Raw genomic sequence first — 18975 nt, 5'->3', positions numbered from 1 at the left:
GCACCATCCGCCGCCCTGCCGAGATGAGATATCTAAGACTCGCTTTGTATGCCATTGCCGGCCTGGTGGTCGTGGCCGTGGGCGTCTTCGTGCTGATCGCCGCCACGTTCGATCCGAACGCGTACAAGAACGACCTCGCCGCGCTCACCAAGGACAAGACGCAGCGCACCCTGACGATTGACGGCGACATCGGGCTGACCTTCTTTCCCAAGATCGGCGTGAAGCTCGACCGTACCACGCTGTCGGAGCGTGGCAGCGATGCGCAGTTCGCCGCCTTCGATCGTGCGCGGGTGGCGCTCGCGCTGCTGCCGCTGTTGTCCGGGCGGGTCGTCGTCGATCAGATCGTGCTCGAGGGCCTGCGCGCCACTGTGGTCCGCCGCAAGGACGGCAGCACCAACCTCGACGACCTGATCGCCCGCGGCGAGCGCGACGCTCCCGTCCAGCCACCCGCGGCGCGGCCGGCCCCGGCGCGGCCGGTTGCGTTGAACGTGCAGGGCATCCGCATCGTCGACGCGGCGCTCGAGTTTCGCGATGAGCAGGCGGGCGCGCGCTACACGGTGTCCGATCTGCTGCTGGAAACGGGACCCATCGCGCCGGGCGTAGCGACCGAGTTCAAGCTGGCGGCGCGCGTGCGGGCGGACAGACCCGCGCTAGACCTGAATTGCACCGCGCAAGGCCGGCTGCAAGCCGATCTCGACAAGGCGGCGTTCGCGCTGGCCGACTTGCGCGGCACGGTGCAAGGCAAGCACGGCGCCGACGCGCTCCGACTGACGATCGAAACGCCCCGTCTCGAGGCGGTGCGGGGCGCCGCGAGCGCCAAGGCGCTGGTCTGGACGCTCGAGACGCAAGGCCCCGGACGCGAGACCGCTGCGACGGTCAGGGTGTCGGACCTGGCGATCACGGCGAAGGCCGCGCACGTGGCCGAATTGGCGCTCGATCTGAACGGCAAGCAGGGGAGCAACGCCGTTCAGGGCCGGCTCACCACACCGGTTCAAGCCGATCTCGAGCAGCAGACGGTGGCGCTGCCGGCGTTGTCCGGCCAGTTCGAGATTCGAGCCCCGGCGGCTCCCGTGCAGCCGCTCACGATCCCGCTGTCCGGAAGGCTCGGCGCGGACCTGCGCAACCAAGCGGTGGATGCCGTCCTCAGCGCGCGCATCGATCAGACCAATCTCAAGGCCGCGTTCGGCTTGAATGGCTTTGCGCGCCCGCGCGTGCGTTTCGATGCGACCCTGGACCGGCTCGATCTCGATCGCTATGCCTCGAAGCCCGCGGCCGCTCAGGGCACGGCGGCCAGCGGGCCTGCGGGTGCGCGCGCGCAGACACCGATCGATCTGTCGCCGCTGAAGAGCCTCAATCTGAGCGGCCGCGCGCGCATCGGCGAGCTCGTTGCGGCCAGGGTCCGGCTCTCCAATGTCCAGTTCGACGTGCGCGCGCAGGGCGGCAAGCTGGAGATCGACCCGCTCGTCGCCGATCTGTATCAGGGTCGCGTGCGCAGCGCGATCGCGGTGGATGCCAGCACGAACAGGTTTTCGGTGCGCCATGGCTTGTCGGGCGTGGCGGTGGGCGCGCTGCTCAAGGACGCGCTCGCCCAGGACCTGCTGGTGGGGCGGGGCGACCTCGCGCTCCAATTGACGGCCGCAGGTGCCACGGGCGACGCGCTCATACGCAGCCTCAGCGGGGAGGCCAGACTGAAACTCCAGGACGGCGCCATCAAGGGCATCGACTTGGCGCAGCGGCTGCGCGACGCCAAGCGCGCGTTGTCGCCGGATAAGGAAGCGGAACACGCCGCCGCTGCGGGCGAGAAGACGGCTTTTTCCGAGCTGGCGGCGAGCTTCACGATCAGAAACGGCCGGGCGCGCAACGAGGATCTGTCGGTGAAGTCGCCGTTCCTGCGGCTGACCGCAACGGGCGAGGTGGACATTGCCGGTGGCGCGCTGGACTATCTCGCCAAGGCTTCCGTGGTGGCCACCCGCGAGGGCCAGGGCGGGAAGGAGCTTGCCGATCTAGCCGGGTTGACGGTGCCGGTGCGCATCTCGGGTCCGCTCAGCGCGCCCCGATTCAAGCTCGATCTCGCCGCGGCCTTCGCGGGTGCGACGCAGTCCAAACTGGAGGAAAAGAAGGCAGCGTTGAAGAGCCGGCTTCAGGACAAACTGCTCGGCGGCAAGCCCGCCCAGCCGGCAGCCGAAGAGCCAACCGGCGGCAGCGAATCCGCCGCGCCGGAGCCGCCCAAGGCCGAAGAGCAGCTCAGGAAAAAACTCAAGGAGCTGTTGCGCTGATGCCGCAGTTCGCTGAGCGCATCATCGAGTGGCAACGGCGCGCCGGGCGGCACGACCTGCCGTGGCAGCGCGGTCGCGATGCCTATCGCATCTGGCTTTCCGAGATCATGCTCCAGCAGACCCAAGTGGCCGCAGTCGTGCCCTATTTCGAACGCTTTGCGGCGCGTTTTCCCGACGTGGCCAGCCTGGCGCGCGCGGCAGAGGATGCGGTGCTGCAGATGTGGAGCGGGCTGGGTTATTACGCCCGCGCGCGCAATCTGCATCGCGCCGCACGCTTGATCATGGAGCGGCACGGCGGGCGGTTTCCGCACCGATTCGAAGACATCGCCGCACTGCCGGGCGTCGGGCGCTCGACGGCGGGCGCGATCGCGGTATTCGCGTTCGGCCAGCGCCATCCGATCCTGGACGGCAACGTCAAGCGCGTGTTCGCGCGCTATTTCGGCATCGACGGCTATCCGGGCGAGGCCGCTGTGGCGCGCCAGCTCTGGGCGCGCGCGCAGGCCGCTTTACCGCAAGCGAACGTCGACGCCTACATCCAGGGGCTGATGGATCTGGGCGCCACGGTGTGTACGCGCGCGCGTCCGCGCTGCGCGGATTGCCCGCTCGCGCCAGAGTGCGTCGCGCACCGCGAGGCGCGAGTGGACAGTGTGCCGGCGCCGCGTCCTCGACGCGTGCTGCCGCAGCGGGCCGTCCGCATGCTGGTGCTGCGGCGCGCACCCGAGGTGCTGCTCGAACGCCGTCCCGCGAGCGGCGTGTGGGGCGCGCTGTGGTGTTTTCCCGAACTTGCCGAGGCGCTCGACGCCGACGAGACGGCATGGGAGCGGTTCGGTGCGCGCATCGGGCGCTGGCGCATGCTGCCGCCGGTGAATCACGCCTTCACCCATTTCCGACTCGAGATCCGGGCGTTGCTCGGCGACGTCACGACCGTGGAACCGCGCGCGCAGTCGCCGGGGTTTGTCTGGCTGTCCGTCGACCGTGCGCTCGGCGCCGCGATTCCGAGCCCGGTACGCGCCATCCTGCGCCGCATCGCCGAGTCAGCGAGCGCAGGGGAGCAACTCCGTTAGCCGGTCGAGTCGCCGGCGAGCCCAGGGTGTGAAGTGGAAAGATCGGCAGCGAAGTCTTCCGTGTCTGTGTGCTCGGCACGGATGTCAATGGTCTTCCCGGTCTTCGCTCCAGCGCGGCACCAGGGTGTTAGCCACCCCGAGGTGATCGAGCACCCGGGCCACGACGAAATCCACGACCTCCGAGACCGCCTTCGGATGGTGATAGAAGCCGGGATTCGCAGGCAGGATGACCGCGCCCGCGCGCGCGAGCCGGAGCATGTTCTCGAGGTGCACCGCCGACAGCGGCGTCTCGCGGGGAACCAGGATCAGCGAGCGCTTTTCCTTGAGCATGACGTCGGCGGCGCGCTCGATCAGATTGTCGCCCAGGCCGCAGGCCACCGCGGCCAGCGTGCCCATGGTACACGGACAGATCACCATGGCCTGAGCGGGGTTCGAACCCGAGGCCACCGGGGCGAACCACTCTTCGCGCCCATAAGCGCGCAGCTGCTCGGGCGCAGCACCGAAGCGCTCGGCGAAAAAGCGCTCCGCTTCCTTCGCGCGCGCGGGCAGCGCCAGACCCATCTCCTGTCGCGCCACGATCTGCGCCACCGGCGAATAGAGCAGATCGACCTGGGCGCCGGATTTCAGGAGACACTCCAGCAGGCGCACGCCATAGGGCATGCCGGAGGCGCCGGTGAACGCAAGGCAGATCCGCATCGTGGTCGGCCGGAGCGCTTCAGGAGTCGAGCTCGCGATGGCGCACGAGCACTGCGCGGCTTGCCCGGAAGTGCGCAGCCAGCCGTTCGGCGAAGTAGACCGAACGATGGCGTCCTCCGGTGCAGCCGATCGCCACGGTGAGATAACTGCGGTTGTCGCGCACGAAGCACGGCAGCCAGTTCTCGACCAGGCTCCGGATGTCGGCTTCCATGCGCCGCACGCCGGGGTCGGCCTCGAGAAATGCGATCACCGCCGGATCCTTTCCTGTCTGCGGCCGCAGCTGCGGCTCGTAGTGTGGATTGGGCAGGCAGCGCACGTCGAACACGAAGTCGGCGTCCAGCGGGATGCCGTTCTTGAAGGCGAAGGACTGGAACAGCAGCACCAGGCCCGAATCGCCCAGTTCCAGCAGATCCTTGACCCAGTTGCGCAACTGATTGGGCTGCAGGTCGCTGGTGTCGATGTGATGGCCGAGCGCGGCGATGGGTTCGAGCAGATCGCGTTCGCGCTGGATCGACTCGGGCAGCGTGCGCCGCTCGTCCGCGAGCGGATGGCGCCGCCGGGTCTCCGAGTAGCGCTTGACCAGGGTTTCGGTCTTCGCGTCCAGAAACAGGACATGCGTGCGGATGCCCTTTCCGCGCAAATCGTCCAGGTATGCCGGCAGATGGGACAGATCGGATCCACTGCGCACGTCCACGCTCACCGCAACGCGCTGATGGCCGCTGCCACGCAGGAACTCGACGAACTCGGTGAGCAGCGGCGCCGGCAGATTGTCCACACAGTAATAGGCGCTGTCTTCCAGCACGTTCAGCGCCACGCTCTTACCGGATCCGGACAACCCGCTGATGATGATGAGCTGCATACTGTGGAGAGCCCGCCGGCTACAGCCAGAAGCGCGCCACGCGCTCCCGCGCCGGCACTGCTCGAGATGAAGCGCTCGGCGACATCGTGTTTTCAGTCCTGCCGGCCGAGATACTTTTCCTGGCGCTGGATGAATTCCTGCGTGCTGTCGATTCCGCGCAGCTGCAGCACATAGTTGCGTACCGCCGCTTCGACCAGCACGGCGAGGTTGCGACCGGCCGCCACCGGCAAGTGCACCTTGCGGATGCTCACGCCCAGGATTTCCTCGGAACTCGCGTTCAGCGGCAGCCGTTCCACGCCGGGAATCGCGCCGCCCACCGGTTTTTCCAGCCGCACGATGAGCTTGAGGTTCTTGCGGCGGCGCACCGCGGTCTCGCCGAAGATCGTGCGGATGTTGAGCATGCCCAGGCCGCGCACCTCGAGGAAGTCCTTGAGCAGCTCGGGACTGCGTCCTTCCAGCGTCTCGGGAGCGATGTGGTAGAGCTCCACGACGTCATCGGCTACGAGCCCGGAGCCGCGCGAAATGAGCTCGAGCGCCAGCTCGCTCTTGCCGACCCCGCTTTCTCCGGTGATCAGCACGCCCATGCCCAGCACGTCGAGGAACACTCCATGGCGGGTCGTGGACTCCGCGAGCGCGCGCCCGAGATACGTGCGCACCACCCAGATGATCTGCAGACTGGGAACCGGGGAAGCCAGCAGCGGCACGTCGAGCTGCCGTGCGAAATCGTCCAGCGCGCGAGGCGGCTTCTCGCCGTCGGAAAGGATCAGGCATTTCAGGCCGCTGCCGTGCAGGCGGGAGAGCGCTTCGCGCTGAGAAGCTTCCGAGAGCGAGGCGAAATAGGCCGCTTCGGTGCGGCTGAAGATCTGAATCCAGTTTGGATGCACCAGATTCAGATGACCGATGAGGCCCTGGGAAGAACGGTTGATCTCGTCGCTGTCCAGGAAGGGCGAGGGAGTACGCGGCCCGGACAACCACTCCAGCTTGAGCGCGTCGGCGTTGTCCTCAAACAGCTGCGCGACGCTGACTTGGGGCATGCGGTTCCCATTCGGTGATCAGGCGCTGCGCCGCGGCCGCATCCGGCGCCTGGGCCAGGGCGGCGCGCATCTCGCGCTCGCTGAACATCTGCGCCAGCTCCGACAGGATCTGCAGATGGACGTCGGTGGCCTTTTCCGGTACCAGCAGCACGAAGATGAGACTGACCGGCCCACCGTCCGGCGCCTCGAAGGGGATGCCTGGGCTGACCCGGATGAACGCGCCCACCGCTTCCTTCAATCCCTTGATGCGCCCGTGGGGTACCGCGACGCCGTGACCCAGGCCGGTCGACCCGAGGCGCTCGCGGGCGAACAGCGCATCGAAGATCTGGCTGCGGCTCAGGCCCAGCGAGTTCTCGAACAACAGCCCGACGTGCTCGAATACTCGCTTCTTGCTCGTGACATCCAGATCGAGGACGACGTTAGATACGGGGAGCAGGCGCGACAGCAGGCTCATGGTGGTGAAGCGGTCTATGAAGGCCGGCGGATCGAATCCTGGTAGTGATGTTCCACCAGCTTTTCCTTGTGCCTGAGGATCTGACGGTCGAGCTTGTCGGCCAGGCCGTCGATGGCGGCATACATATCCGGTTCGATGCACTCGCAGAAGATGTCCTTGCCCGGCAGGTGCACGGTGGCCTCGATCTTCTGGTCGAGTTTGTCCACCGACAGGATCACGGAAACGTCCAGCACATGGTCGAAATGGCGGGTGATGCGCCCGAGCTTTTCGGTCACGTAGTTGCGAATGGCCGGCGTGATCTCCAGATGGCGTCCGGACAGGCTCAAATTCATCGGTTAGCCTCCGCTTGGAAGAAGAATCAGATGGTCTTTCTCAAATTGACAGGAAGAATCTGCAGAGATTCCCGGTATTTCGCGATGGTGCGCCGGGCCACCATGATCCCCTGCTTGCCCAGGATCTCCGAGATCTGACTGTCGGACAGGGGGTTGCGCCTGTCCTCCTCGCCGACTAGCTGCTTGATGAGCGCCCGGATCGCCGTGGCCGAGCAGGCACCGCCGGTCTCGGTGGCGACGTGGCTGCCGAAGAAGTACTTCAGCTCGAAGATCCCGCGCGGAGTCAGCATGAACTTCTGGGTCGTGACGCGGGAGACGGTGGATTCGTGCAGGCCGAGCGTCTCGGCGATCTCGCGCAGTACCAGCGGGCGCATCGCCACTTCGCCGTGCTCGAAGAAATGGCGCTGACGATCGACGATGGCCTGGGACACGCGCAGAATGGTGTCGAAACGCTGCTGCACGTTCTTGATCAGCCACTTCGCTTCCTGCAATTGACCGGCGAGCTGCTGGAAGCTTGCGTCACGGTTGCGATGCAGAATGTCCGCGTACAGGCGATTGATGCGCAGCTTGGGCATCGCGTCCGGATTGAGCGACGCGACCCACAGCCCCTTCACCTTGCGCACCACGACGTCGGGAATGATGTAACGCGCTTCGTTTCCGGAATAGTTGGCAGCCGGCCGCGGATTCAGGCTGGTCACGAGGTTCTGGATGCCGCGCAGGGTGTCGTCATCGCACTTGAGCAGCTTCTTCAGCTTCTGGTAGTCGCGCGAGGCGAGCGCGTCGAGGTGCTCGCGCACCACTTTAAGCGCTTCGGCCCGGTAAGGCGTGTCGGCGGGCATGGCTTCCAGCTGCAGTGCCAGGCATTCGGACAGCGAACGCGCGCCGATTCCGGCGGGCTCCAGATGCTGCAGGTACTTGAGCGCGATGGCGAGTTGCTCGCTGTCGATTTCGAGTTCCTCTGGCAGGATCGCGGCGAGTTCCGCGAGATCCTGCTTCATGAAGCCGTCATCGTCCAGATTGTCGATGAGAAAGGCGACGATGCGCTTGTCGCGTTCGGAGAGCTGCATCAGGACAAGCTGCTCGAGCAAGTGATCGCGCAGCGTTGTTGCACCCGCGCCGAGTTGCGGCGACTCTCCGTCGTCATCCGCGTCGGACCCCGCGTACCCCGAATAGCCGTCCTCGATCGACCACTCGGCTTCGGCCGGGGAATCTGCCACGCTTTCGGCCGGGCTGTCAGCGGCGGTCTGAGCGGTCGGGGCGCTCAAGGGTTGCGACGGTGAAAGCGGGCCGCTGCCCTCTTCCTCTTCTTCCTCGCGCTCGAGGAGGGGATTCTCCTGCAGGAAGCGCTCGATCTCCTGATTGAGTTCCAGCGTGGAGAGCTGCAACAGACGGATGGATTGCTGCAGCTGCGGCGTCAGCGTGAGGTGCTGGGACAGCTTGAGCTGCAGGGAATGTTTCATGGTTGAGCCTGGCGGGGCGGTGAGTCGGGGGCCCTTCTTAGAGTCTGAAGTGCTCGCCCAGGTAGACTTTCCTTACGCTTTCATTATAAACGATTTCCTCCGGATGGCCGCAGGCCAGGACGGAGCCGTCGTTGATGATGTAAGCGCGGTCACAGATGCCCAGCGTCTCGCGCACGTTGTGGTCGGTGATGAGCACGCCGATCTGCCGTTCCTTGAGAAAGCGGATGATCTTCTGGATGTCGAGCACGGCGATCGGATCGACCCCGGCGAACGGCTCGTCGAGCAGGATGAAACGCGGCTGGGTCGCCAGAGCCCGCGCGATCTCGACCCGGCGGCGCTCCCCGCCGGAGAGACTGATGGCCGGACTGTTGCGCAGGTGCGCGATATGCAGATCGTGCAGCAACTCGTCCAGCCGCTGTTCGACCTGGTCTTCGTCCAGGCCGCGCAGCTCGAGCACGGCCTGGATGTTCTCCGCCACCGTCAGCTTGCGGAAGATCGACGCCTCCTGCGGAAGATAGCTCAGACCGAGCCGCGCCCGCTGATGGATCGGGGCGTGCGTGAGCGAGCGTTCGTCCAGGAACAGCTCGCCGCCGTCGGCGGGGACCAGTCCGACCATCATGTAGAAGCAGGTGGTCTTGCCCGCGCCGTTCGGGCCTAGCAGGCCGACCACCTCACCGCTTTCCACCTCGAGCGAGACGTCCTTGACGACGGTCCGCGCCTTGTAGCGCTTCTTGAGCTTCTCGGCGCGCAGCCTGCTCATCGCTCCCTTGGAATTCGTGTGCGTAGGGACGGTGTGTGTTGGGCTACCGGGAACCGCCTACCTGTTCGGCCGGCTTGAGCGGCAAGGGCTCCTGCGCGGTGGGCTGCGGGTTGCGCGGTCGCGGCTGGATCGTGGCGCGCACTCGTCCCTGCGGATTGCCCGGCGTCGCGGCGGTCTTGCCGCCGCCAATGACCTGGAAGAACTCGGTGGTTGCGTTGTAGGAGATGTAGTCGCCCCTGACCTCGTCGGCGCCGCGCTTGAGCTGGGCGTTGGCAAACATCTCGAGCTTGTCGGCCTTGCCGTTGTATTCCAGCCGGTCAGCGAAACCTTCGATGTATTCATCCACGCCCTCGCGCTTCTGGCGGAAGTAGGCCTGGTTGCCGTAGGCGATTCCGTACTGGAAGCCCTCGGCATCCTGCTTGACGATGATGCGGTCGGCTTTGATCATCAGCGTGCCCTGCGTCAAAGTCACGTTGCCGTGAAAGACCGCCTCCTTCTTGGCGTCGTCGATTTCCACGCGGTCGGCTTCGAGATTGACCGGCTTGTCGCGGTCGGCGCGCTCGGCCAGGGCCGGCGATGGCACCACCGCCATGGCCAGCCAGAGCGCGATCAGGGTGTCAGCGGCGCGGCGGGCCAAGCTTGAGCGATCTCGGAGTTTCATAGCGCGCCCTCACCTGAGAGGAGAGTTTCAGCAGCCGGGTTCTGTTGTCGAATTCTAAGCCAACCGAACTGGCCGTGGAGTTCCCCTCGATCAGCGTGACCGGCTGGTCGGTTCGCGCCAGCTGCTTTTCGGGCATTACGTGCAGATAGGTCGTGAGCACGCCCAGCTCGGGTTTGTCCGCATAGGCGGCGCGCACCACTTGCACGTTACCCAGGAAGTAGAGGTCATCGCCGCCACGAGCGATCTGCGCGACATCGGCCTTGACCGTTACCGGGGCCTGGCCCGGGTCGTAGTAAATCAGTTGCGGAGCATGCAGCTCGGTGCTGTTGTCGTCGGGATAGTGCACCAGACGCTTGCCCTTCAGTTCGTAGCGTCTGGAGCCGTCGGCGTTCATGCGCGCGGCGGAATAGCCCTCGACGTACATGTCCGGATCGTGCCGCGTGCTGCCGTCGGAACGCCACTCGGGGGGCTGCACTTTGCTGTCCAGCCACCAGGTGAGCGCGGCGAGCAGGAACAGCAAGGCGAGCGGCGCCCAGGTCACCAGGCGGTCGTTCATCGCAGATACGCCTCCAGCTGGCGGCTCAGGGTGCCTTGCGCCTGCATGAGCAGTTCGCAGGCTTCGCGCACCGCGCCGAAACCACCCGGGCGCCGGGTGACGTAGTGCGCATGCCTTTGCACGAGCGCCGGCGCGCCCGGAACCGAAATGGCGAAGCCACAACAGCGCAGCACGGGAAGGTCGGGCAGGTCATCGCCCATGAAGGCCGCCTCGGTCTCGGTGAGCCCTGCTTTGCGCAGCAGCATCCGGAACGCGCGCAACTTGTCTTGGGCCCCCTGCACGACATGGTCGACGCCCACCTCTGTAGCGCGTTTGAGGACGGCGGCAGACTTGCGTCCGGACAGCAGCGCCAGCTCCACGCCGCTTGCGCGCAGCATCTTCAGACCCTGTCCATCGAGGATGTGAAAAGCCTTGAACGCTTCGCCGCGCTCCGACAGGTAGAGCACGCCGTCGGTCAGCACGCCGTCCACGTCGAAGATCGCCAGGCGCACGGCCCGCGCGCGGGGGAGCAGGCGTCGCGTCATGCGTCGCGCCAAGTCACCTTGTTTGGCGTCGCGTCGGCCAGGCGCATCCTCGTCAGATCACCTTGGCCTGCATGAGATCGTGCATGTTGAGGGCGCCCACCAGGCGACGCTCGGCATCGACCACGGGAAGCTGGTTGATCCTGCGTTCTTCCATCAGCTTGACCGCCTCGACTGCAAGCTGCTGCGGTCCGATGGTGCTCGGGTCGGGCGTCATCACGTCGGCCACGGCCACCGCGCTCAAATCGCCGGTGCGCTCGAGCGTGCGGCGCAGGTCACCGTCGGTGAAGATGCCGACCAGCCGATCGGCCTTCTCCACCACGGCGGTCATGCCCATGCCTTTGCGGCTGATCTCCAGGACGGCTTCCTTGAGCGTGGCGCCGACCGGGACTCGGGGCACTGCCGCGCCGGTGCGCATGACGTCCGCCACGAAGGTGAGCAGCTGGCGCCCGAGGCTGCCTCCCGGGTGGGAGCGCGCGAAGTCCTCCCGGCCGAAGCCGCGCGCCTCGAGAAGCGCCACGGCCAGCGCGTCGCCCAGCGCGAGTGCAGCGGTAGTGCTGGCGGTCGGCGCAAGACCCAGCGGGCAGGCCTCCTCCGTCACGCGCGCGTCCAGATGAATGTCGGCCTCGCGTGCGAGGGTGGAGCGCGCATTGCCGGTGATGGCGATCAGGCGCGCGCCCTGGCGCTTGATCAGGGGCACGATCACGAGCAGCTCGGCGCTTTCGCCCGAATTGGACAGCGCGATCATGACGTCGTCTCGGGTGATCATGCCGAGATCGCCGTGGCTTGCTTCGGCCGGATGGACGAAGAACGCGGGTGTGCCGGTGCTCGCCAGCGTGGACGCGATCTTGCGGCCGATGTGCCCGGACTTGCCGATGCCGCTCACGACCACGCGGCCCCTGCACATCAGGATTGCGTGCACCGCCTGGGTGAAGCGCGCGTCGAGCCGCGCAGCGAGCTCGGAAACGGCGCGCGTCTCGATCTCCAACACGCGCCGCGCGATCTGCAACGCCTGGTCCGGCGAGATCCTGCCGATCGATTGCATGAACACGATTGTAGCGCGGCCGCATGGCCGTGGCCCTCGCCGGCAAGCCCCCTGTGCTAAAGTCGATTCACCGCACTTCCGCCAACCCGACGTGGCGCCGCTTCTTCCGATCCCGATCGCGTGCGCATCGCCTGGCCAGCCGCGATCGCGCTCCCGGTGCGCCGGCGGACGAATCGTCGCTTGCAGCGCAGCGCCCCCGCCGAACAACGCATGCTGACGCTGCACGGTACGCTGGAAGTGGTCCTGGTGCTGCTCGCGGCCGCCGTCCTGGTGGTCGTGATCTTCCGCCAGCTGCGGCTGCCGGTGCTGATCGGTTATCTGATCGTGGGCACCTTGATCGGCCCGCACGCGCTCGGTTTCGTCACCGATACCAGGGAAACGCGCTATCTCGCGGAGTTCGGCGTGGTCTTCCTGATGTTCTCGATCGGACTGGAGTTCAGCCTGCCCAAGCTTCTCACTATGCGGCGCATGGTGTTCGGGCTGGGCGCCGCGCAGGTGGCAGTGACCCTGATGCTGGCTCTCGCGCTGGCTGTGGCCGCCGGACTGGACTGGCGCGCCGGGGTGCTGCTCGGCGGCGTGTTCGCCATGTCCTCGACGGCGATCCTGGCGAAGATGCTGGCCGAACGCATGGAACTGAATTCGCCGCACGGGCGGCAGATCATCGGAATTCTGCTGTTCCAGGACCTGGCGGTGGTCCCTTTGCTGATCGTCGCCCCGGCACTGGCCGTGGGCGAAGCGCTCGCCTGGTCGCTGCTGCTGGCGCTCGCCAAGGCGGCCGTGGCCCTCGCACTCATCCTGGCCTTCGGGCAGCGCCTGATGCGACCGTGGTTCACGCTGGTGGCGCGCCAGAAATCTTCCGAACTCTTCGTGCTCAACGTGCTGCTCATCACGCTGGGTCTGGCTTGGCTTACGGGGCTCGCCGGCCTGTCGCTGGCTTTGGGCGCCTTTCTGGCCGGGATGCTGATTTCAGAGACCGAGTACCGCTACCAGGTCGAGCAGGACATCAAGCCGTTTCGCGATGTCCTGTTGGGACTGTTCTTCATCACCGTGGGCATGATGCTGGAGGCACGCGTGCTGATCGAGCACGGGCTGCTCGTCGCCGTCATGCTGGCCGGTGCGCTGGTCATCAAGGCGGTGGTGGTGGTGGGGCTGGCGCGGCTGTTCGGCTCGGAACTCAGCGTGGCGCTGAAGAGCGGCCTGGCGCTGGCCGGGGCCGGTGAGTTCGGCCTGGTGCTGCTCGCCCAGGCCGGTCATCTGGGCATCGTCGGCGGCACGCAACTGCAGGCGGTACTCGCCACGCTGATCCTTTCCATGCTGGTCTCTCCCTTCGTCATCGAACACAGCGAAGGTCTGGTGCGCAGAGTGGGTGCCTCGGAGTGGCTCAGTCGCGCCATGGAGCTGCACAACATCGCGATCCAGACGATGGAGGCCGAGCGGCATGTCATCATCTGCGGCTTCGGCCGCAGCGGACAGAACCTGGCCCGATTCCTGGCGCAGGAAGGCATTCCCTTCATCGCCCTGGATCTGGATCCGCAGCGGGTCAAGGAGGCGGCTGCGGCGGGCGAGAGCGTGGTGTTCGGCGACGCCGCGCGTCGCGAGGTTCTGATCGCGGCCGGATTGCTGCGCGCCAACGCGCTGGTGGTGTCCTACGCCGACACCGAATCGGCCTTGAAGATCCTGAACGTGGTGCGCGAGCTCAGGCCGGGCCTGCCGGTGATCGTGCGCACCGTGGACGACGCCGACATCGACCGCCTGAAGGAGGCGGGCGCCGCGGAGGTGATCGCGGAAATCCTGGAAGGCAGCCTGATGCTCGCCTCGCACGTGCTGATGCTGCTGGGCGTGCCGCTCAATCGCGTATTGCGCCGCATCCGCGAAACGCGCGAGCAGCGCTATAGCCTGTTCAAGGGATTCTTTCGCGGACTGTCGGATGAGATCGACGAAGACGGCGATCGCCATCAGCCGCGGCTGCATTCGGTGGTGCTGCCGCCAGGGGCGGCCGCGCTCGGACGCAGCCTCGAGGAGCTGAACCTCGCGCGGTTCAGTGTGGAAGTCACTGCGGTGCGCCGGCGCAACGCCTCCAGCGCAGTGCCCGATTTTCAGGCGCGACTCGCGGAGGGAGACGTGGTGGTCCTGCGGGGCAAGCAGGAGGAACTGGCGCTCGCGGAGATGTTCCTGCTGCAGGGATAGGTCGCATTCATGGCGTTAGAACACGCTTGCCACACCGCAATTGCTCTGACCAGACGCGGCAAGCCAGGTCGCGGGGGCTGCACCCGCGGCGGGATTGACGCAGTTCGTGGCGCTGGGCGCGGCCGGCGCATTGCCCTGGTAGGCCGAGAACTGGATGTCGCCCCGGTAAGGCAGCCCATCGTCGATCTTGCGATCGATCTCGGCGGCGATGTGCACGGGAATCTGGGCCCCGAGCTTCAGATTGTGTCTTGCGGGAAGCGTGGTTGCAGGATCGCCGTAGACCGCGTCGAAGGCGATGCGCTGGTACACGCCGTAGGGATTGGCCGGGCTGCTGGCCGGTGAATCCGTCGCGCTGTAACTGTAGGTGCGATTGAGAAATCCGGCGTGCGCGAGGTGCTCCCAGGCGAGAATGGCCTCGTTGGGTGTCGCGGCGGCTTCGATCCGTCCATTACCGTTGCCGTTCTGCGAGGTACCCGAGATACGCGTCACCGCCTGTGCATAGTCGCCGGGCAGGGCGCGGTATCGATCCTGGAAGCCGTAGAAGGCGGCCTTGATGCCTTGCTCCTGCGCGATGAGGTTGCGCACCCGCGCGCCGGTGACCAGTTCGTGCGCTTTGAGAACGCTGCCCAGCAGCAGGCCCATGATCACCAGAGCGATGGCGATCTCCACGAGCGTGAAACCGCAGGCCGAATCTTCCTCGTGGCGAAATCCGGCCGCTGACATTCAGCCGGAGCCCCAGTGGCGGGGCCACCGATGCCCCGGATCGTTGGTGCGGCACCGATCATCTGAGATCACGGTGTGCCTCCAAAGGCGCAAGCCCGCCGTTGGCGGGCTTGATCGCATGCGGACTCGCGTTCGCGACCGTTACAGCAGGCTCGCCCCGCCGCAGTTGGTGACGCCGTTCGTGGCATTCCAGGTCGCTGCGGTGGTGTTGCCGCTGGTGCAGGTGTTTGCGCCGTTCTCCGTGGGCGCCGCCGCGGCACCGCCTTGGTAGGCGGAGAACTGGAAGCCGCCGGTATAGGGCAGGCCGTCATCGATCTTGCGGTCGATCTCGGCGATGATCTCGACCGGGATCTGCGCGCCGGTCTTGATGTTATGCCGGGCTGCGCCGCTGCTGGCGATGCCGTAGACGCCGTCGTAGATCAACTGCACACGGACGTTGTACGGGTTGAGCGGCGTCGTGGTAGCGCTTTCCGTGGCCGCGCAGGTATACGTGCCGGTGATGAAACCGGCTTTCGACAGATGCTCCCAAGCCAGCACCATTTCGTTACCTGTGGTCTCAATCTGCCCGTTGCCGTTGCCGTTGCCGTTGTTGCACGCGGCGGTGGCCGCGACGTTGGCGATATTGGTGGTCGCCTGAGCATAGTCGCCCGGGAAAGCGCGGAACCGGTCCTGGAAGCCAAAGAACGCCGCCTTGATCCCATCCTGCTGGGCGATCAGATTGCGAACGCGCGCGCTCGTGATCAGCTCCTGCCCCTTCAGGATGCCGCCGAGCAGCAGGCCGATGATGACCAGCACGATCGCGATCTCGATCAGCGTGAAACCCTGTTGTCTGGGATGCATGATTACCCCTCCGATGGGATGCTTTTGCGCTGATGGTGCCATTTCCATGCCATGCGCGCTGGCGTGCGCGGCGTCCTGATTCTCGACCGTGCATGGGCCCACCACGGCTGCGGGCAGCCCGCGCTTCCATCCTCCGCCAGAGCCCAAGGCATTGATTTCCATGTGGCAAGCCGGGACGTGCGGCACTGCGGTTGCGCGCCGCAGGCCATCGCGCTGAGCGGATTCTGACGTCGTCATTTCGGCACAAGCGTCGACTTTTCGACGTTTTTCAACGCGTTCAAACGCTCTGTCAGGAACAGCGCTTCGTGCGGATCGGTGATGGCGCCGCTTGCCAGCAGCCCGCCCAGCAGGATTCTGGCGGCTTCGTACTCGCCCAGATCCTCGAGCAGGAAAATGTGCATCTGGCGTGCCCAGCTCGGTACCGAGGGGTGATCGGCCCGTTCGGCGAGCGCTTGCGCATAGCGCAGCGCCAGCGGAAGGTCATGCAGGCGGTGCTTGGCCACGATCGCGGCGTGGGCCAGCCAGCGCCAACGGCGCTGCGGATCGCGCTCGAATTCGCGATACACCAGGTCGAGCATGCGTCGCTGTTTGTCCGCATCGGGCACTTGCGCATAGACCTGGGCGGCGAGCAGCAACGGATACTGGCCATCGGGATGCAGGGCGAGGATCGCGCTCAGCCAGCCGGCGAGCTTGTGGTAGTCCAGATCCTTGAACGGCACCGAGATGCCGGGCTGGGTGTCGAATGCCTGCAAGTACAGCGTCAGCACCTGCGCCAGTCCGATCGGCTCGCCCAGCGCGACGGTCCTGAGCGCCGGCACGGAGGGCGGCGCCGGCAGATCGGCGGCCGAAGCCGTCGGCCTCGGTTCGGCCATACGCAGGCCGACCTGGAGCGCAAGCGCGAGTCCAAGCAGGAGGCGCACGGCCGGCGGCACCCGCCCCGGCGCTTTCTGAACCCCGGCCATCAGAAATTGCGCCGGTGCAGGTCGAACATCGCGGCGCCGAGCAGCAATGGAACGTAGATTGCGACCTGCAGCGCGGCCGAGCCGAGAACCCCTGCCGCTGTGGCGGCATCCAGCAGCCACGCCGTCTGCGTGAAGGCATCCAGCCGCGGCAGGACGAGCGCGATCAGATCCGCAATCCAGCCGGCCAGCTTCGTGCTCCAATCCGGGCCCAGCAGCGTGGAGGTGCTCATCAATTGGATCGCGGAAATCGACCGGCCCAGCAAGTAGAATCCGGCCACGAAGGTCGCGGCCGGCAGCAACTGAGTGAAGGTGACCATGCAGAACACGGCCGCCGCCGCGACCAGCCACAGTTCGAGCAACAGCGAGCAGCCCCATAATAGCGGCGCCGCAGTGTCCGTACTGAGTGCGAACAGGGGTAGGGCACACAGGGCGCTCGCCGCCGCGCAGAGCACGGCGTACCCGGCGAACTTTCCAAGGACATAAGTCGCGCGGGGCAGGTCGAGCGAGAGGACCAGCTCGACGACTTTGTCCTGGAACTCGCGGACCAGGCCCTGCAGGATGTAGACCGCGATCGCGAACACCACCGCGAGGCGCATGGAGGCGGCGAAAAAACCAACCTGAAACTGGTTGCTTTCCGTGATGGCGAGCGCTTTGACGAACAGGCTGGCGAGGTAGAGCAGCGCTACCAGACCCAGGACGATCGCCAGGAAGCGGTTGCGCCAGGCCTCCAGCAGGGTGTAGCGTGAAATGGCGAAGACGCGGTCCCAGTGCCAGGGCATTCGGTCGAGAGTCTGCATGGACGACAAGCACGAAGAAAACCGGTTGAGGTTGTCACGAAATGGCGGTTGAGATCAACCGCGGCAGTCCGCTCTCGCGCTTCATCGCCTCGCTGCGTCAGGAGCATTGGCTCGCGCTGATGCTGCTCGCTCTGCACGGCTCGCTTGCGCTGGAGCTCGCCGACCTGCTGGCGCAAGCGCTGCTGATCTCGCATTTCGGGTTGTTCCTGTTGTGGCAGCCGCTGTGGCACGGCGAGCACCGGCTAGTCGGCCGTCAGGTCGCCTTGATCCTGGTGGGAGGCGCGCTGCTGGTCGCGGCGCGCAGCTGGTGGCTGATGGCGCTCTGGCTGGCCGTTCTGTTCTCGCTCATCGGCGGCAACGTTCCCGGGATCAAGAACTTCGGTCAGCGCGTCGTTTCCATTCTGGCTGCCGTCTATCTGCTGTCGGCATTGCTGATGTGGGTCGTACCCCATCTATTCGTCGAGCAGTCCTTCCCTGCGTTCGTCCGCAACGCCGTGCGCTATGGGCTGGTCCTGCCGCTGCTCGCCATCCTGGTGATCCGCACCGGGCGCCAGCCGGCGCAGTCGCACTACTCGGTCGATCTCTTTTACAGCGTGCTGATCTTTCTGATGACGGTCGTGCTGGTGCTGGGTGCGTTCGCCATCAAGCAGGTGAGCCAGGGCAACTACGTGCTGGCTCTGGCCGAGGCCCTGCTGGTGTTTGCCGTGTTTCTGATTGCGCTGTCCTGGCTGTGGGACCCGCGCGGCGGCTTCTCCGGCATCGGGCAGTTGCTGTCGCGGTATTTTCTGAGCGTGGGCGTGCCCTTCGAGCGCTGGATGCACAGCCTGGCGGCGCTCGCCGACCGCGAGCGCGACGCCGACAAGTTCGTGATTCTCGCGGCGCACGAGCTGGCGGAGCTGCCCTGGGTGTCGGGCGTGCGCTGGAAGGCTTCCGGGACGAGCGGACTGGTCGGGGAGCAGACCGGTCATCCGACCGCGTTCACCTTTGGCGGACTCACGCTGACGGTTTTCACGCGCTGGTCCCCGGGCCCCGCGCTGGTGCTGCACGTTCGGCTGCTGGCGCGCCTGCTCGGCGATTACTACGAAGCCAAGGTTCGGGAGCAGGAGCAGCGGCGCACGGCCTATATGCAGGCGATCTACGAGACCGGCTCGCGGCTCACGCACGATGTCAAGAATCTCCTGCAGACGCTGAAATCCCTGTGCAGCGCGGCGCAGACGAGCAGCGAGGGCGATGCGGAATCGGTGCGCCTGCTCATGCAGCGCCAGTTGCCCCAGATCGCGCAACGCCTGCAAATCACGCTCGACAAGCTCGGCAGCAAGCCGGCCGCCGTCTCTTCCGTGGAAGACGCGCTGTCCTGGTGGTCGGGCTTCAAGCAGCGCTTCGCGCACGAGCGGATCGCTTTCGAGGAAAGAGGGCTTCCCGCGGGCGGCACGCTGCCCGCCGAGCTGTTTGAAAGCGTCGCGGAGAACCTGCTGCAGAACGCCCTGGAAAAGCGCAAGCTCAATGCCGAGCTCAAAATCACGGTGACGTTGTCGTGGAGTGACGGATACCTCCTGTCAGTGCACGACGATGGCGACGCGATCCCGGAGTCCGTTGCGCAGCAGCTCTTCCAGTCGCCGGTGCGGTCGAAGACGGGACTGGGCGTGGGGCTGTATCAGAGCGCCCGGTTCGCGCGCGAGCAAGGCCACGAATTGCGGCTCTCGTCGAACACCGCCGGCAACGTCGAGTTTCAACTGCTGCCGTCGTGA

General features: G+C 66.1%; 19 protein-coding genes. 4 read left to right on the top strand and 15 right to left on the bottom strand.

Annotated features, from left to right (window positions below; translation table 11 throughout):
- Nucleotides 1-23 precede the first annotated feature (23 nt).
- Both VNM24_08380 and mutY read left to right on the top strand, forming a co-directional pair.
- A complete protein-coding gene (locus tag VNM24_08380) occupies nucleotides 24-2276 on the top strand; it encodes an AsmA family protein (GenBank protein ID HWQ38611.1) in 2253 nt (750 codons plus the stop codon).
- On the top strand, nucleotides 2276-3340 hold the full coding sequence (mutY, locus tag VNM24_08375) for an A/G-specific adenine glycosylase (GenBank protein HWQ38610.1): 1065 nt from the start codon (nucleotides 2276-2278) through the stop codon (nucleotides 3338-3340). Before VNM24_08380 ends, mutY begins: the two co-directional genes overlap by 1 nt.
- 84 nt (nucleotides 3341-3424) lie before the next feature.
- Here mutY and VNM24_08370 read toward each other — a convergent pair whose 3' ends face one another.
- The 11 genes from VNM24_08370 to VNM24_08320 all read right to left on the bottom strand — a co-directional run bounded on the left by VNM24_08370 (nucleotide 3425) and on the right by VNM24_08320 (nucleotide 11718).
- Nucleotides 3425-4036: a flavin prenyltransferase UbiX gene (locus tag VNM24_08370; protein ID HWQ38609.1), complete on the bottom strand. Its 612-nt coding sequence runs from the start codon at nucleotides 4034-4036 to the stop codon at nucleotides 3425-3427.
- A 19-nt stretch (nucleotides 4037-4055) separates the two neighbouring features.
- Entirely contained in the window at nucleotides 4056-4895 is an 840-nt protein-coding gene (gene rapZ, locus VNM24_08365; protein HWQ38608.1) for an RNase adapter RapZ, read from the bottom strand.
- 92 nt (nucleotides 4896-4987) lie between these two features.
- A complete protein-coding gene (gene hprK, locus VNM24_08360) occupies nucleotides 4988-5929 on the bottom strand; it encodes an HPr(Ser) kinase/phosphatase (protein HWQ38607.1) in 942 nt (313 codons plus the stop codon).
- The gene (locus VNM24_08355; protein HWQ38606.1) at nucleotides 5898-6383 is read right to left on the bottom strand and encodes a PTS sugar transporter subunit IIA; all 486 of its coding nucleotides are present in this window, start codon (nucleotides 6381-6383) and stop codon (nucleotides 5898-5900) included. Before VNM24_08355 ends, hprK begins: the two co-directional genes overlap by 32 nt.
- A 14-nt stretch (nucleotides 6384-6397) precedes the next feature.
- Nucleotides 6398-6715 carry a ribosome-associated translation inhibitor RaiA gene (raiA, locus tag VNM24_08350; protein HWQ38605.1) on the bottom strand — a complete coding sequence of 106 codons (318 nt, stop codon included), beginning with the start codon at nucleotides 6713-6715 and terminating at the stop codon, nucleotides 6398-6400.
- A gap of 26 nt (nucleotides 6716-6741) precedes the next feature.
- Nucleotides 6742-8175, bottom strand: a complete 1434-nt coding sequence (locus tag VNM24_08345) for an RNA polymerase factor sigma-54 (protein ID HWQ38604.1) — start codon at nucleotides 8173-8175, stop codon at nucleotides 6742-6744.
- Between the two features lie 37 nt (nucleotides 8176-8212).
- Nucleotides 8213-8935, bottom strand: a complete 723-nt coding sequence (gene lptB / locus VNM24_08340; protein ID HWQ38603.1) for an LPS export ABC transporter ATP-binding protein — start codon at nucleotides 8933-8935, stop codon at nucleotides 8213-8215.
- A gap of 43 nt (nucleotides 8936-8978) precedes the next feature.
- A complete protein-coding gene (lptA, locus tag VNM24_08335) occupies nucleotides 8979-9596 on the bottom strand; it encodes a lipopolysaccharide transport periplasmic protein LptA (protein ID HWQ38602.1) in 618 nt (205 codons plus the stop codon).
- Nucleotides 9553-10152 carry an LPS export ABC transporter periplasmic protein LptC gene (gene lptC, locus VNM24_08330; GenBank protein HWQ38601.1) on the bottom strand — a complete coding sequence of 200 codons (600 nt, stop codon included), beginning with the start codon at nucleotides 10150-10152 and terminating at the stop codon, nucleotides 9553-9555. The genes lptA and lptC overlap by 44 nt, the downstream gene beginning before the upstream one ends.
- Nucleotides 10149-10676, bottom strand: a complete 528-nt coding sequence (locus VNM24_08325; protein HWQ38600.1) for an HAD-IIIA family hydrolase — start codon at nucleotides 10674-10676, stop codon at nucleotides 10149-10151. The genes lptC and VNM24_08325 overlap by 4 nt, the downstream gene beginning before the upstream one ends.
- Before the next feature lie 52 nt (nucleotides 10677-10728).
- The gene (locus VNM24_08320) at nucleotides 10729-11718 is read right to left on the bottom strand and encodes a KpsF/GutQ family sugar-phosphate isomerase (protein ID HWQ38599.1); all 990 of its coding nucleotides are present in this window, start codon (nucleotides 11716-11718) and stop codon (nucleotides 10729-10731) included.
- Nucleotides 11719-11937: 219 nt separating this feature from the next.
- Here VNM24_08320 and VNM24_08315 point away from each other — a divergent pair, with 219 nt between their 5' ends.
- Nucleotides 11938-13905 (top strand): monovalent cation:proton antiporter-2 (CPA2) family protein, encoded by a 1968-nt coding sequence (locus tag VNM24_08315; protein ID HWQ38598.1) that lies wholly within the window; start codon nucleotides 11938-11940, stop codon nucleotides 13903-13905.
- A 15-nt stretch (nucleotides 13906-13920) separates the two neighbouring features.
- Here the strand turns inward: VNM24_08315 and VNM24_08310 are convergent, their stop codons facing one another.
- The 4 genes from VNM24_08310 to VNM24_08295 all read right to left on the bottom strand — a co-directional run bounded on the left by VNM24_08310 (nucleotide 13921) and on the right by VNM24_08295 (nucleotide 17227).
- On the bottom strand, nucleotides 13921-14628 hold the full coding sequence (locus VNM24_08310) for a prepilin-type N-terminal cleavage/methylation domain-containing protein (protein HWQ38597.1): 708 nt from the start codon (nucleotides 14626-14628) through the stop codon (nucleotides 13921-13923).
- A gap of 141 nt (nucleotides 14629-14769) precedes the next feature.
- Nucleotides 14770-15468, bottom strand: a complete 699-nt coding sequence (locus tag VNM24_08305; protein HWQ38596.1) for a prepilin-type N-terminal cleavage/methylation domain-containing protein — start codon at nucleotides 15466-15468, stop codon at nucleotides 14770-14772.
- A 233-nt stretch (nucleotides 15469-15701) separates the two neighbouring features.
- On the bottom strand, nucleotides 15702-16430 hold the full coding sequence (locus VNM24_08300; GenBank protein ID HWQ38595.1) for a hypothetical protein: 729 nt from the start codon (nucleotides 16428-16430) through the stop codon (nucleotides 15702-15704).
- Entirely contained in the window at nucleotides 16430-17227 is a 798-nt protein-coding gene (locus tag VNM24_08295) for an ABC transporter permease (GenBank protein ID HWQ38594.1), read from the bottom strand. The genes VNM24_08300 and VNM24_08295 overlap by 1 nt, the downstream gene beginning before the upstream one ends.
- 41 nt (nucleotides 17228-17268) lie before the next feature.
- On the opposite strand from VNM24_08295, the gene VNM24_08290 reads away from it, so the two are divergent.
- Nucleotides 17269-18975, top strand: a complete 1707-nt coding sequence (locus VNM24_08290; GenBank protein HWQ38593.1) for an ATP-binding protein — start codon at nucleotides 17269-17271, stop codon at nucleotides 18973-18975.

It is taken from the genome of Burkholderiales bacterium (genome assembly GCA_035560005.1).
Lineage (GTDB): Bacteria > Pseudomonadota > Gammaproteobacteria > Burkholderiales > Eutrophovitaceae > DASRFY01.
This window is presented reverse-complemented; position numbering and strand designations above follow the sequence as displayed.

What these genes read in the sequence shown, in the direction of transcription:
- VNM24_08380 (HWQ38611.1), top strand. Translation starts at nt 24, where the DNA reads ATGAGATATCTAAGACTCGCTTTGTATGCCATTGCCGGCCTGGTGGTC.
- mutY (HWQ38610.1), top strand. Translation starts at nt 2,276, where the DNA reads ATGCCGCAGTTCGCTGAGCGCATCATCGAGTGGCAACGGCGCGCCGGG.
- VNM24_08370 (HWQ38609.1), bottom strand. Translation starts at nt 4,036, where the DNA reads ATGCGGATCTGCCTTGCGTTCACCGGCGCCTCCGGCATGCCCTATGGC.
- rapZ (HWQ38608.1), bottom strand. Translation starts at nt 4,895, where the DNA reads ATGCAGCTCATCATCATCAGCGGGTTGTCCGGATCCGGTAAGAGCGTG.
- hprK (HWQ38607.1), bottom strand. Translation starts at nt 5,929, where the DNA reads ATGCCCCAAGTCAGCGTCGCGCAGCTGTTTGAGGACAACGCCGACGCG.
- VNM24_08355 (HWQ38606.1), bottom strand. Translation starts at nt 6,383, where the DNA reads ATGAGCCTGCTGTCGCGCCTGCTCCCCGTATCTAACGTCGTCCTCGAT.
- raiA (HWQ38605.1), bottom strand. Translation starts at nt 6,715, where the DNA reads ATGAATTTGAGCCTGTCCGGACGCCATCTGGAGATCACGCCGGCCATT.
- VNM24_08345 (HWQ38604.1), bottom strand. Translation starts at nt 8,175, where the DNA reads ATGAAACATTCCCTGCAGCTCAAGCTGTCCCAGCACCTCACGCTGACG.
- lptB (HWQ38603.1), bottom strand. Translation starts at nt 8,935, where the DNA reads ATGAGCAGGCTGCGCGCCGAGAAGCTCAAGAAGCGCTACAAGGCGCGG.
- lptA (HWQ38602.1), bottom strand. Translation starts at nt 9,596, where the DNA reads ATGAAACTCCGAGATCGCTCAAGCTTGGCCCGCCGCGCCGCTGACACC.
- lptC (HWQ38601.1), bottom strand. Translation starts at nt 10,152, where the DNA reads ATGAACGACCGCCTGGTGACCTGGGCGCCGCTCGCCTTGCTGTTCCTG.
- VNM24_08325 (HWQ38600.1), bottom strand. Translation starts at nt 10,676, where the DNA reads ATGACGCGACGCCTGCTCCCCCGCGCGCGGGCCGTGCGCCTGGCGATC.
- VNM24_08320 (HWQ38599.1), bottom strand. Translation starts at nt 11,718, where the DNA reads ATGCAATCGATCGGCAGGATCTCGCCGGACCAGGCGTTGCAGATCGCG.
- VNM24_08310 (HWQ38597.1), bottom strand. Translation starts at nt 14,628, where the DNA reads ATGTCAGCGGCCGGATTTCGCCACGAGGAAGATTCGGCCTGCGGTTTC.
- VNM24_08305 (HWQ38596.1), bottom strand. Translation starts at nt 15,468, where the DNA reads ATGCATCCCAGACAACAGGGTTTCACGCTGATCGAGATCGCGATCGTG.
- VNM24_08300 (HWQ38595.1), bottom strand. Translation starts at nt 16,430, where the DNA reads ATGGCCGGGGTTCAGAAAGCGCCGGGGCGGGTGCCGCCGGCCGTGCGC.
- VNM24_08295 (HWQ38594.1), bottom strand. Translation starts at nt 17,227, where the DNA reads ATGCAGACTCTCGACCGAATGCCCTGGCACTGGGACCGCGTCTTCGCC.
- VNM24_08290 (HWQ38593.1), top strand. Translation starts at nt 17,269, where the DNA reads ATGGCGGTTGAGATCAACCGCGGCAGTCCGCTCTCGCGCTTCATCGCC.